The sequence below is a fragment of the Marinococcus luteus genome, assembly GCF_034497705.1.
Classification (GTDB): Bacteria; Bacillota; Bacilli; order Bacillales; family Marinococcaceae; genus Marinococcus; species Marinococcus luteus_A.
This window is the reverse complement of sequence record NZ_JAXRUV010000001.1, coordinates 47791-60195: the sequence shown is the minus strand read 5'-3', so window position 1 is coordinate 60195 and position 12405 is coordinate 47791. Positions and strand designations below refer to the sequence as shown.

Here is a 12405-nt window from a genome sequence, read left to right as displayed (position 1 = left end):
AATTATCCCTCCATTGAGATTAGTTCTGGTTCATTTAACAAGCGTTTGATGTGATTCAATGCGTGCTGTGCTGTCATGCCATCGATTAGGCGGTGGTCATAGCTTAATGAAAGAGCAAGCATTGGTGCAGCAACAATTTCGCCGTCGCGCACTACCGCTTTTTCTTCAATACGGCCTATACCAAGAATAGCTACTTCCGGATGATTAATAACCGGAGTAAAGAAAGCACCTTTTGCAGAGCCCAGGTTCGAAATCGTAGCAGAGCCTCCGCTCATTTCAGCTGAGGAAAGCTTTCCGTCTCTTGCTTTTGTAGCAAGCTCGTTGATTTCGTCAGCCAGTGTAAAGATTGGCTTGCGATCTGTGTCTTTAACAACCGGTACGACAAGTCCCTGCTCTGTATCAGCTGCAATGCCGATATTGAAGTAATGCTTATATACGATTTCAGAAGCTTCATCATCGATAGAAGCATTCAGTACAGGGAACTTACGAATTGCAGAAGTCAGAGCTTTTACTACGTATGGCAGGTACGTAAGCTTGGTGTCCTGCTCTGCAGCTATAGGCTTGAATTTTTTACGGTGGTCAACCAGCGCACTGACGTCCACTTCGTCCATATGAGTAACGTGTGGAGCCGTCTGTTTTGATTGTACCATTTTTTGAGCGATAGCCTTACGGATACCTTTAAGCGGCACGCGTTCTTCCATAGCGCCCTGGTCCTGGGAAGGTGCTGCTGCGCTCGCTGCTGTTTTGCTTTCTTCAGCACCGGAAGCAGCTTCTGTTGTTTCTTCTTCCGCTGACTGGTCGCCGCTCAGGAATGCATCGATATCTTCACGAAGAATACGTCCATTTTTGCCCGTCCCTTTGACTTTTTGAATCGTTACGTCATTTTCGCGGGCATATTTGCGTACAGATGGCATAGCGATAACGCGTGCGTTTTCGTCTACATCTGCTTCTCCTGAAGTACTGGCGCTCTCGCCGCCTGCCGGCGCCGGGCTTTCTTTCTCTGCTTCCGTGGAAGCCGGCTGAGCATCATTCTGCTCCTGCTCGTCTCTTTCTGATTTACCTTCGGAGCTTTCATCCCCGGAAGCTTCTTCCGCGGAATCGTCTGAAGAGGACTCATCTCCACTGCCATCATCGATAGTGAGAATCACTTCACCGACTGTAGTCGTTGTTCCCTCATCCACTTTAAGCTCTAAAACTTTTCCGTCTACAGGGGAAGGAATTTCCACAACTGCTTTATCGTTTTGTACTTCGCAGAGTACGTCGTCTTCCTTGATTTCATCGCCGGGCTTAACCTGCCATGAAACGATCTCGCCTTCGTGAATTCCCTCACCAATATCGGGAAGTTTAAATTCATAAGCCAAAACAAATGCCTCCTTTTAGTTTACATTCGATATTACGCGTAGCAAACAGGTTGATTTCAGCCATCAACCTGTTGCAGTCATTTACAAATTTAGAAGTTGAGTACAGCTTTCGCTTTTTCGATCACGTCATTCTCATTTGGCAGCCATACGTCTTCAGCTGCTGCAAATGGGAAAACAGTGTCAGGAGCTGCTACACGAAGTACCGGTGCCTCAAGGTGCAGAATGGCACGCTCATTCAGGTCGGCCATAACGTTAGAGCCGACACCTGCCTGTCTTTGTGCTTCCTGCACCATTACAGCACGGTTGGTCTTTTTCACGGATTCAACAATGGTGTCCATGTCAATAGGGCTTACAGTACGGAGATCGATTACTTCTGCTTCGAATCCTTCCTCTGCAAGCTGATCAGCTGCTTTCAGGCATGTATGGACCATAGCGCCGTAAGCAATCAGAGTAACGTCTTTTCCCTCACGCTTCACATCCGCTTTGCCGATTTCCACTGTATATTCTTCTTCCGGTACTTCTTCCCGGAAAGAACGGTACAGCTTCATGTGCTCGAGGTAAAAGACCGGATCATTGCTGCGGATCGCAGAAATGAGCAAGCCTTTTGCATCATAAGGAGTCGACGGAATAACGACAGAGATGCCTGGGGACTGTGCAATCAGCCCTTCCAGGCTGTCTGCGTGAAGCTCCGGAGTCTTCACTCCGCCGCCGTAAGGTGTACGGATAGTCACCGGTGCTCCGTATTTACCGCCTGTGCGGTAGCGCAGGCGGGCAATCTGGCCGACAACTTCGTCCATTGTTTCAAATACGAAGCCGAAAAACTGGATTTCCATTACCGGACGAAAGCCAGTAACAGCCAAACCGAGCGTTAAACCCCCGATACCAGATTCTGCGAGCGGAGTATCAAATACACGCTCTTCACCAAATTCGTCCTGCAGTCCTTCCGTAGCACGGAAGACACCGCCGTTCTGGCCTACGTCTTCACCATAGACGAGGACGTTCTCGTCATTTTTCAGTTCCGTACGCATTGCATCTGTAATTGCTTGAATCATCGTCATTTGCGCCATGGCTTACTTCGACTCCTTCTCTCTGTATTCTTCGAGCTGTTCCTGCAGGTTCTGCGGAAGCTTTTCATACATAATTTCGATTAAATCGGAGGCTTTTTGTTTCGGTGTATCGTCCGCCTGTTTAATCGCTGCTTTAATATCGGCTTTCGCCTGATCTACTACTTCGTTTTCTTTATCTTCATTCCAAAGGTCTTTATCCTCAAGAAACTTCCGGAAACGAATAAGCGGGTCTTTCTTTTCCCATTCGTTATCGAGTTCTTCTGTACGGTAACGGGTCGGATCATCACCGGCCATTGTGTGCGGGCCGTAACGGTAACAAACAGACTCAATCAGGGTAGGTTCTCCGTTTAAAGCATTCTTACGGGCTGTTTCCGTAACAGAGTACATGGCAAGGATATCCATACCGTCAACCTGTACGCCGTGAATCCCGGCAGCTACTGCTTTTTGGGCAATTGTTTTAGCTGCGGACTGTTCTTCTACCGGCACGCTGATGGCAAACTGGTTGTTCTGAACAACAAAGATAGCTGGAGCTTCATAGGCACCTGCGAAGTTCATACCTTCGTAAAAGTCGCCCTGGGAAGCGCCGCCGTCCCCGGTATAAGTAATAGCAACATTATCCTGATGACGGCGCTTCAAACCAAGCGCGACGCCTGCTGCCTGTACAATCTGCGCCCCGATAATAATTTGAGGGGGGAGAATGTTGACGCCTTCCGGAATCTGGCCGCCGTGGAAATGACCGCGGGAATAAAGGAACGCCTGATACAACGGAAGGCCGTGCCATACTACCTGTGGTACATCCCGGTAGCCTGGAAGAATCCAGTCTTCTTTTTCCAGTGCATAGTGGGAGCCGATCATGGAAGCTTCCTGTCCTGCTACTGGCGCGTAGAAGCCGAGCCGTCCCTGACGGTTCAGGGAAATTGCGCGCTGGTCCCAGATGCGCGTATAAACCATGCGGTGCATGATTTCCTGAAGCTGCTCATCGGAAAGGTCAGGCATTGCGTCCTTGTTAACTACCTCTCCGTTTTCATTTAAAATTTGAAACATTTCAAAGTGACTTTCAACTTGTTCAATCGTTTTGGTCGCCACAAATGTTCACCTCTTCCTCTCTTCTTAAAATACACCGGCTGTATCCAGTAGTTGTGTTTTATCTGTTCTTCAATTATCGTCTGAATTTCCCCATCTGCTGCTAAAGTATTTTACGCATGCGGATTATAGGACCACATCATTTTTTAATACCCTTCACAAGCGTAATGTAATCAAGGATAATTTTAACAAAGAACAAATAAGTAACTGTTTCAGTTTATTATATCATTTCAATGAAACAATACTTTTCAATAGTTAGAATATACCAAACGAAAAAGATACGTCAATCCTTTTTGTTCAAAGGATTATCCTGTCATTTGGCATCTTCTATTTTTTGTAAATAAGCAAATCTGTTATATATCATTGGTCTATGCGTATATACACAGTTCAGCCGTTTTTATCCATAAGCTTCCTCATCCCGCCGGCTTGTTATAAAACTGAATTAACTCTCTTCTTCCGTCATTTCCCCGAATGCATTTTTAGCTTCATTGAATACTTCCGTTTCTGTATTGAATGTTTCCCTGTAATTCTCCACCTCTTCATAGGAACTGTTAATAGTGTCAAGCTGTTCCTCGAGTGCTTCAAGCTCTAAATTCCCGTCATTAAATGATTCGTACATATCAATTTCTTCATCCGCTGCTTCCATATAAGCATCGTGAACGCCGTTAAATGCTTCGTTCCTCTTTTCCATAGCCTGTTGAGCCTTCTTTGCTTCTTCCGTCATTTCTTTATTTTCCAGGTTTTCAATAGGGTCACCCGCTTCCACCGTTTCGTCGTAAGCCTGATTGATCTCTTCCTGTTCTTTTTCCATCAATTCTTTACGCTCGTTCACCGAGCTTACAGCTTCCTCCACAGATGACTCTATTTTGTTCTGTTCATCGCTTTCATAGGAGGTTAAATTTTCAAATACTTTTTGTTCTGCCTGGGCCAGTTCGGTCATTTCTTCATCTTTTTCGGCAAAATCCTCTTCAACCCCGGCCGCTTCACTCCACTGATTCTGGATGCTTCCCTCCGGGGAGCCGCATGCCGATAATACGAAAACCGATAATGTAACGACTGCCGCTCCTGTCAACTTTTTGTTCATTTTGTACATATGTATTCCTCCCGTATGTTCATATTCTTACTGCATTTCACACTTTAAAGCTGTTTTAGCTGAATTTTTTTTGCTATACTAATAAACTGTTATTAACGATTATCATATGTAAGTTTGATTGGAGGCAGTTGATTCATGTTAACAATGAAAGATATTAAGCGTGAGGGAAGCCCTGCGCTCCGCAAAGTATCTGAAGAAGTCCCGGTTCCTCCGTCTGCTGAAGATCTGAATACCCTGCAGGAAATGCTGGATTTCTTAAAAAACAGCCAGGACGAGGAAATCGCTGAAAAATATGAGCTCCGTTCCGGCGTCGGTGTAGCAGCACCCCAGCTTGGCATTAACAAAAGAATGTTTGCCATGCATGTGACCGACGATAAAGATGAGCTGTACAGCTACGGCTTCATTAACCCAAAAATTCTGAGCCATTCTGTAGAAACCACTCATTTAGAGGGCGGAGAAGGATGCCTTTCGGTAGACCGGGAAGTGCCTGGAAACGTTCCAAGATATTCGCGTATCACATTAAAGGCACAGACTCTTGAAAACGAAGAAGTGAAGCTGCGTCTCCGGGGACTGCCGGCTATTGTTGCCCAGCACGAGATTGATCACCTGAACGGGGTTATGTTTTACGACCGGATTGAAGATTACGAGGACGAGTACAAACGGGAACTGCCAAAGCTATAGCCTGCTAAAGAAGCGTTTTCCTTCGGGAAAATGCTTTTTTATCTCATCAGTATTTTTCTGTGAATTTTTCTCTCCCTGTTTTGTTTGGTAATAATTTCTATAAAATAAATTTTGTGTATTTATAGATAAATTATTCCTTTTCTATACTATCATGGTTCTTTAGTACCCGTATAGTTACTTTCTTTTGTCTTTTTCTTACCCTGCACCCGGATGATTTTTAGACAGAAGTGATTAAAAGGATGAAAAAAACAGTTTCATGCTTTATAATATGAATTATTAATGGTTGGTACGTACACTGTGGTGCTGTTCAGCTTGAGTTCTTTGGCCGGAAGCTGAGTAGAACCGCTCTGGATATGAAGTCATTTTTGATTAAACAGCCAGGCTGTTGCAACGATTACTTCCTGTCCTTCCTGCATTATTTTGCTTTTTTCTATTTACAGTACTAGTTTATGCCAAAAAACCATTTTTTTCTAAATCAGCTATAAACGCCGCATTTACATTTCAAGAAGGAGAGATATTTACGATGATTTACAAAGTTTTTTACCAGAACAATTTCACAGAAGCCCCTGTACGGGAAAACACTCATTCACTATATGTAGAAGCAGATTCGGAGCGGGAAGTCCGCCGCAAACTCGCCGACAAACAATTTAACATTGAATTCGTTCAGGGGCTTACTGATAAGCAGCTTGAATTCGAAAAAAGATCTGAAGACTTCCAAGTGGAGAATTTATAACGTATGAAACAAATAAACCAAAATCAAGTTGCTGTTTTTGCCCTGGGCGGGTTAGGCGAAATCGGCAAAAATACGTACGTGGTTCAATACCAGGATGAAATTATAGTCATCGATGCCGGGATCATGTTCCCAGAAGATGATTTGCTTGGAATCGACTACGTTATTCCCGACTACACATACCTGGTGCGGAATAAAGAAAAAATTAAAGGTGTCTTTATCACCCACGGGCATGAAGACCATATCGGCGGCGTGCCGTTTCTGCTGAAAGAATTAAATGTCCCTATTTATGGTGGCCCATTGGCTATTGGTCTGTTAAAAGGAAAGCTCGAAGAACGCGGGCTTTTACGTAAAGCAAAATTAAATACTATCCAGGAAGACCAGCCTGTTGCATTTAACCATTTAAAAGTGGATTTTTTCCGGACCACCCACAGCATTCCTGATTCTCTCGGGATCAATGTCCACACTCCTGAAGGGAATGTTGTCCATACCGGTGATTTCAAATTTGACTTTACTCCTGTAGGAGAGCCGGCCAATTTAGCCAAAATGGCTGACATCGGCGAAAAAGGCGTTCTGTGCCTGCTCTCGGACAGCACGAATGCGGAAGTTCCAGGGTTCACTGTATCCGAACGAAAAGTCGGGGACAATATCCGTTCCATCTTCCGCCAGGCCAAAGGAAGAATCATCTTTGCAACATTTGCTTCCAATATATACCGTCTTCAAAAAGCCATTGATGCGGCTGTAAAAGACGGGCGCAAAATTGCCGTATTTGGCCGTAGTATGGAATCATCCATTACGATTGGCCAGGAGCTCGGATATATTAATGCACCAAAAGGAACGTTCGTGGAGCCCTCCCAACTAAATAAACTGCCGGACGATCAGGCAGCCATTTTATGTACCGGGAGCCAGGGCGAACCGATGGCGGCTCTCTCCCGGGTAGCCCACGGCACCCACCGTCAAATTCAGATTATTCCCGGAGACACTGTCGTATTCTCGAGCTCTCCTATTCCCGGAAATACCACGTCGGTGCATAAAATCATTAACCAGCTTTACCGGGCAGGTGCACGTGTCATCCACGGATCGCTTAACAACATTCATACTTCCGGTCACGGGAGTCAGCAGGAACAGATGCTTATGCTGCGCTTAATGCGCCCGAAATATTTCATGCCAATTCACGGCGAATACCGTATGCTGAAAATGCATTCGAGGCTTGCCCGGGACTGCGGCGTGCCTCTCGAAAATTCCTTTATTATGGAAAACGGTGAAGTTCTCGCCCTGACCCGGGACAGTGCTTCTGTCGTAGGTAAGGTGCCTTCCGGTGCTGTTTATGTCGACGGTCACGGTATCGGTGACATTGGAAATATTGTGCTTCGGGACCGCCGCATTTTATCCGAAGAAGGGCTTGTTGTAGTGGTCGTAAGTATCGATATGAAAAACTTTAAGGTTTCAGCCGGTCCGGACTTAATTTCACGTGGCTTCGTTTATATGCGTGAATCCGGAGATTTGATTAACGATGCCCAGAAAACATTAAGCAGGCATCTTGATGAAGTGATGAAACGTAAAACCAGTCAGTGGTCTGAAATTAAATCAGAAATTATAGACAGCCTGGCGCCTTATCTATACGAACGCACGAAGCGGCGCCCAATGATTCTCCCTATTATTATGGAAGTGTAAACCACTTTGCTTCTGCCTCCGCAATACATGCGGAGGCTTTTTTATGTAGATTTTTCTTTTTCCTTTGGTTATAATGGTGATATTGAAAATCATTATCATTAATATAGGGGGATTCTAATGCGTTTACATACGACAATTGGACAATTTGCTGTTTTTACAGCTGGCACGGTCCTGCTCGCTTCCTGCAGCAGTGGGGATGAAAGCAGCTCTTCAGCAGATAATACAGAGAGCAGCGAGGAAACCAGAGAATACGAAACAGAAAAAGGCGAGGTCTCCATCCCCTCGGAACCAGAAACGATTGTGACAGACTATTATGCCGGGGAGCTGCTTGCAGTTGATGCAGATGTTTCCGGTTCCGGTCCTGACGCTTTTTCCAACCCTTTTCTTGAAGAACAGCTGAGCGGTGCAAAAAATGTTGGAGATCCGATTGATCCTGAAGAAGTGCTCGAACTCGATCCCGATTTAATTGTTGTAATGTACGATGATAATTACGAGCAGTTATCAGAGATCGCCCCAACAGTTCATATTCCATACAACCCGGACACAGATGTACAGGAAACGCTTGATACCTTTGGGGAATTAACTAATAACCAGGCAGCAGCTGAAGATTTTAAAGACACTATTGAGGAAACCGCGGCAGATGCAAAAGAACGTCTTGAGGGGACCATAGATGAAGACGATACCTTTGGAATTTACGAACTGACCGACAATGACGAGCTTTACGTTTTCGGTGCAAATGGCGGCCGCGGCGGCCAGGCTATTTATAACGCCCTTGATTTAAACGCTCCTGAAAAAATTCAGGAGGAAGTTATGGGAGAAAATGCGCAGGAAATTTCAATGGAGGTTCTCGAGGAATACTCCGCTGACCATATGTTTATGACTACCTATGATCCCGAAGACACGGGTGAAAGCAAGGAAAAGATTCAGGATTCCGATGTCTGGGCCAATCTGGACGCTGTCCAAAATGAACAATTTTATTTCCTTGATTTTGACACCTACTATCCGTATGATCCCATTTCTGTGAATGAACAAATCGATTTGATCGCCGATGAACTCACTGAATAATAAGCCGCCTTTCATATCTAAAAAAGCCCTCCGGCGCTGCCGGGGGCTTTTATTTAGTGGTAGACATACAGCTCTTTGATAATAAGATCCAAAGGATTTTCAGCCATATATGTTTTCATCTGGGCGATCGTATCGTTCCGATTGTCTTCAATGTTCTGTAGAGCTTCTCGCAGCGTTTCTTCGTTCAACTGTTCTTCTTCTAGGACAGCTGCATATCCTTTTTCCTTAAATGACTCAGCATTCAGGATCTGGTCTCCTCTGCTTTGAGCACGTGTTAACGGCACAATCAGCATTGGCAGATGCAGCGTCAGAAATTCAAAAATAGAATTGGAACCGCCACGGGTAATGACTGTGTTTGTGGCAGCCAACACATCCGGCAGCTCTTCATTGACGTATTCGAACTGACGGTAGTTTGGCTGACCTTCCAGACTCTCGTCTGTATGGCCTTTGCCACAAAGGTGCACTACTTGATATTTATCCGTGAGCCACGGAAGCGCCGTCCGTACCGTTTCATTAATTTTTTTTGCTCCGAGGCTTCCCCCCATAACGGTAAGTACCGGCCGGGATTCCCCGAATTGAAGGAATTCGAGTCCTTTTCTTTTGTCTCCACGTGTAATTTCTTTTCGCACCGGTGAGCCGAGAGCTTTTGCTTTTCCGGAAGGAAAATGAGCTGTCGCTTCCTCAAATGAAGTGAATATTTTTGTCGCAAACCGCTGGGCTATTCTATTGGCAAGTCCCGGCGTAATGTCACTTTCATGAATAATAACGGGAATATTCAATGTTTTGGCTGCGATAATCACCGGCACAGTGACAAAGCCGCCCTTGGAAAATACCACATTCGGTTTAACCTTTTTTAAATACTTACGGGCTTCGAGACAGCCTTTTGCCACACGGAAAATATCAGTAATGTTCTGCCAGTCTATGTAACGGCGCAGTTTACCCGAACTGATAGAGTGGTACCGTATGCCTCTGCGCTCGATCAGCTCTTTTTCAATACCTTCTTTAGAGCCAACATAATAAATGTCCCAATCACTTTGATCGAGTTCATTAATCACAGCAATATTCGGCGTAACGTGACCGGCGGAGCCACCGCCGGTAAATACGATCTTTTTCTGCATTTTCCTCATCATCCTATACGTCGTTAAGTCTGTTGGGGAAATATTCTCCCGCCTTTTATAATATCATACGCTTACGAAGGTGTAAGTTGTTTCGATAGTAACGAAAACATTTCGTGCCAATATTTTTCCGTCCGGAGCCTTTCTTCTCTTAAATGCTCTTCGACTACTTTCCCCTCCAGCTGTTCATGATGAAGAAAAACTACGTCCTGGGTTACAATCAGCTGGCTCCCGTTTAAAATTGAGTTAATTTCTACTGTGATTTTTTCGTCCTGCCCGCCTGTCTCTTTACGGATGAGCGTTTTTTCGATTCGTTCCGGCGGATCTATTTCCAGATATTTTCCGTAAGCCCGGTACGCTTCCTCCTGGCCTTCGTTCACGACGCTCCATGCTCCCCCTTCTGTTACATCAGCCTCCGCTTCTGCTTCTTTGTCTCCACCTGACGGAAACATCCACGTTTTCATCAGCTCAGGATTGGTCCAGGCTTCATATACCTGCGCAGGCTCTGCATGATGGATGTGGCACCCTGCCTGGGCGATAATTCTACTGTACTTTGCCATAATCAATTTCTCCTTTACAGTTTGCTTTTTATCCCATTCCCTAAACGATAGCTGAAAAAACGCAACTTGGGGATTGGCTGTCCTTCTTGTTTAACTTAATAGGGGCATGGGTATAGTACGGTAGTTCTACCTAAAGGAGTGAATAAATATGGCTAATATGGAATTTAACGTAGAAGGAAACGCTAAAAACTTTCAGACTGATCTATCTACAGGTTCTCATGAAATTACGATCGATGAGCCGGAAAACCTTGGCGGAAGCAATCAGGGTATGGATCCTTTATCCGCTCTTCTTTCTTCCCTGGCAGGCTGCGAAAACGCTGTAGCTAATTTCGTGGCTAAGGAGATGGATTTTGACCTGCAGGGTATTTCATTTCAGGTAAATGGCAACATTGATTCAGAAGGTATGATGGGCAATCCTGATGTTCGTCCGTATTTTCAGACTGTTTCGGTAAAAGCGAAGGTCCGGACATCTGAAAGCGATGAACGTGTTCAGGAGCTTCAGGAGAAGGTTGATGCCCGCTGTCCGGTATTTACTACTCTGCACGCAGCCGGCGTAGAAATGAATGCTGACTGGAGTAAAGCTTAATCGGAAACCACAAAACACGCCCGGTGTATTTCTCCGGACGTGTTTTTCTTATACATATTGCTTGCTTTTCATGTCACCTGGTGCATCCATACTCTCTTAGGAAGAAAATTTCTGTGCCAGTGGATAGACCCCAAGGCTTTGAATCACAAGCGACAGCAGGATGGCTGCAAACGTCAGCGAAACAACTAGATCCGCACTGCTGCCTGACTGCGTTTCAATGCTCAGCAGCAGAGCCACAGAAACAGTTCCTTTCAGCCCTGACCAGGTCATCATAAACACGGATGACCACTGAAACCGTTCTTTGATATGCGGGGATAATTTCAGGAAACCTCCCAACACAATGAAACGGACGATCAACGAAATTATAAATACCCCAATCGCAAGCAGCCAGTGACCGAACGCAAGATAATCCGCTGACTGAATACCGATCAATAAAAAGAGAAGTGACAATACAGCCGGCTCCACCACTTTCCAAAAGCCATCCAAATAGGAGTGAAGTTCCTCCTCCTTTTCTGACTTCTGGAAGGCCCGGGAGAGCATTATACCTGCGGAAACTGTTGCTAAAACTCCGGAAGCTCCAAGGCCTTCAGCAATATAAAAGCCGCCGTAGGCAAGAATTATACTGAGCATCACCTGGTACACGTGATTATGCATGACGTGTACCGCTTTTGTGACAAGCCATCCCCCGGCCGTACCGACGGCAACACCGCCAAACGAAACGAGCAGAAATTCACCCAGAAACGAAAATATAGAAAAGGATTCATTATACAAAAACATGGATGAAGCTATCCCGAACAATACCACGCTTGTGCCGTCATTGATCATCGATTCCCCTTCTACTACTTTCGGGATATCCGAATCTCCGAACACATTTTCAAGGATAGCCGTTACGGATACCGGATCGGTCGGTGTCAGTATCGAAGCAATTAAAAATGCCGCCACGAAAGACAGACCGACAGCCGGACCCCCTACAAGATATATAAGCACTGCCATTAAAAAAACGGTGGCCATTAGCCCAAGTGTTCCAAGTGTCGCAATCGGCCAGATGTTTTTCTTTAATGAACGTATCGGAAAACTATAGGCAGAGACAAATAATATCGCCGGAAGCAGCAGATCAAAAATAATATCATGATTTAAACCAAGCCTGCTGAAAACGGGAATGAAGGAGAGCCCGAGTCCAATAATCAAAAGCACCATCGGCACCGGGAAATAATTGCTTTTAACATCAAATATATAAACAATCAGCCCGATGGCCAACAGTGTTACGAGTAATGACGCATACAGCAGCAACTAATTCACCTCCTGTAATAATATATGCAGCCAACATCCTTATTTACCCTTTTTGTAAACTGAAAAACTAAAAAAACCCTTCCGCATGAATCATACGGAA

The 12405-nt window shown here is 45.2% G+C and carries 12 protein-coding genes; 5 read left to right on the top strand and 7 right to left on the bottom strand.

Features of this window, described 5'->3' with window-relative positions:
• Positions 1 to 2 precede the first annotated feature (2 nt).
• From Q9M42_RS00320 to Q9M42_RS00305, 4 genes are all read right to left on the bottom strand, one after another.
• Positions 3 to 1361: a dihydrolipoamide acetyltransferase family protein gene (locus Q9M42_RS00320; protein WP_322524554.1), complete on the bottom strand. Its 1359-nt coding sequence runs from the start codon at positions 1359 to 1361 to the stop codon at positions 3 to 5.
• Positions 1362 to 1450: 89 nt separating this feature from the next.
• Entirely contained in the window at positions 1451 to 2428 is a 978-nt protein-coding gene (locus Q9M42_RS00315) for an alpha-ketoacid dehydrogenase subunit beta (protein WP_322524553.1), read from the bottom strand.
• Between the two features lie 3 nt (positions 2429 to 2431).
• Entirely contained in the window at positions 2432 to 3472 is a 1041-nt protein-coding gene (gene pdhA, locus Q9M42_RS00310; RefSeq protein WP_322525234.1) for a pyruvate dehydrogenase (acetyl-transferring) E1 component subunit alpha, read from the bottom strand.
• Positions 3473 to 3953: 481 nt separating this feature from the next.
• On the bottom strand, positions 3954 to 4604 hold the full coding sequence (locus Q9M42_RS00305; RefSeq protein WP_322524552.1) for a YkyA family protein: 651 nt from the start codon (positions 4602 to 4604) through the stop codon (positions 3954 to 3956).
• 135 nt (positions 4605 to 4739) lie between these two features.
• Here Q9M42_RS00305 and def point away from each other — a divergent pair, with 135 nt between their 5' ends.
• From def to Q9M42_RS00285, 4 genes are all read left to right on the top strand, one after another.
• Complete coding sequence (gene def / locus Q9M42_RS00300; protein ID WP_322524551.1) at positions 4740 to 5285, top strand: peptide deformylase; 546 nt, start codon at positions 4740 to 4742, stop codon at positions 5283 to 5285.
• Between the two features lie 523 nt (positions 5286 to 5808).
• Positions 5809 to 6018, top strand: a complete 210-nt coding sequence (locus tag Q9M42_RS00295) for a DNA-dependent RNA polymerase subunit epsilon (protein ID WP_322524550.1) — start codon at positions 5809 to 5811, stop codon at positions 6016 to 6018.
• Positions 6019 to 6021: 3 nt separating this feature from the next.
• On the top strand, positions 6022 to 7689 hold the full coding sequence (rnjA, locus tag Q9M42_RS00290; RefSeq protein WP_322524549.1) for a ribonuclease J1: 1668 nt from the start codon (positions 6022 to 6024) through the stop codon (positions 7687 to 7689).
• Positions 7690 to 7806: 117 nt separating this feature from the next.
• Positions 7807 to 8754: an ABC transporter substrate-binding protein gene (locus Q9M42_RS00285; protein WP_322524548.1), complete on the top strand. Its 948-nt coding sequence runs from the start codon at positions 7807 to 7809 to the stop codon at positions 8752 to 8754.
• A 53-nt stretch (positions 8755 to 8807) separates the two neighbouring features.
• Here Q9M42_RS00285 and Q9M42_RS00280 read toward each other — a convergent pair whose 3' ends face one another.
• Both Q9M42_RS00280 and Q9M42_RS00275 read right to left on the bottom strand, forming a co-directional pair.
• Positions 8808 to 9872 (bottom strand): undecaprenyldiphospho-muramoylpentapeptide beta-N-acetylglucosaminyltransferase, encoded by a 1065-nt coding sequence (locus Q9M42_RS00280; RefSeq protein WP_322524547.1) that lies wholly within the window; start codon positions 9870 to 9872, stop codon positions 8808 to 8810.
• Positions 9873 to 9943: 71 nt separating this feature from the next.
• On the bottom strand, positions 9944 to 10429 hold the full coding sequence (locus Q9M42_RS00275) for an SRPBCC family protein (protein ID WP_322524546.1): 486 nt from the start codon (positions 10427 to 10429) through the stop codon (positions 9944 to 9946).
• Between the two features lie 148 nt (positions 10430 to 10577).
• Here Q9M42_RS00275 and Q9M42_RS00270 point away from each other — a divergent pair, with 148 nt between their 5' ends.
• On the top strand, positions 10578 to 11015 hold the full coding sequence (locus Q9M42_RS00270) for an OsmC family protein (RefSeq protein ID WP_322524545.1): 438 nt from the start codon (positions 10578 to 10580) through the stop codon (positions 11013 to 11015).
• A 96-nt stretch (positions 11016 to 11111) separates the two neighbouring features.
• Here the strand turns inward: Q9M42_RS00270 and Q9M42_RS00265 are convergent, their stop codons facing one another.
• A complete protein-coding gene (locus Q9M42_RS00265) occupies positions 11112 to 12305 on the bottom strand; it encodes a cation:proton antiporter (RefSeq protein WP_322524544.1) in 1194 nt (397 codons plus the stop codon).
• Positions 12306 to 12405 lie beyond the last annotated feature (100 nt).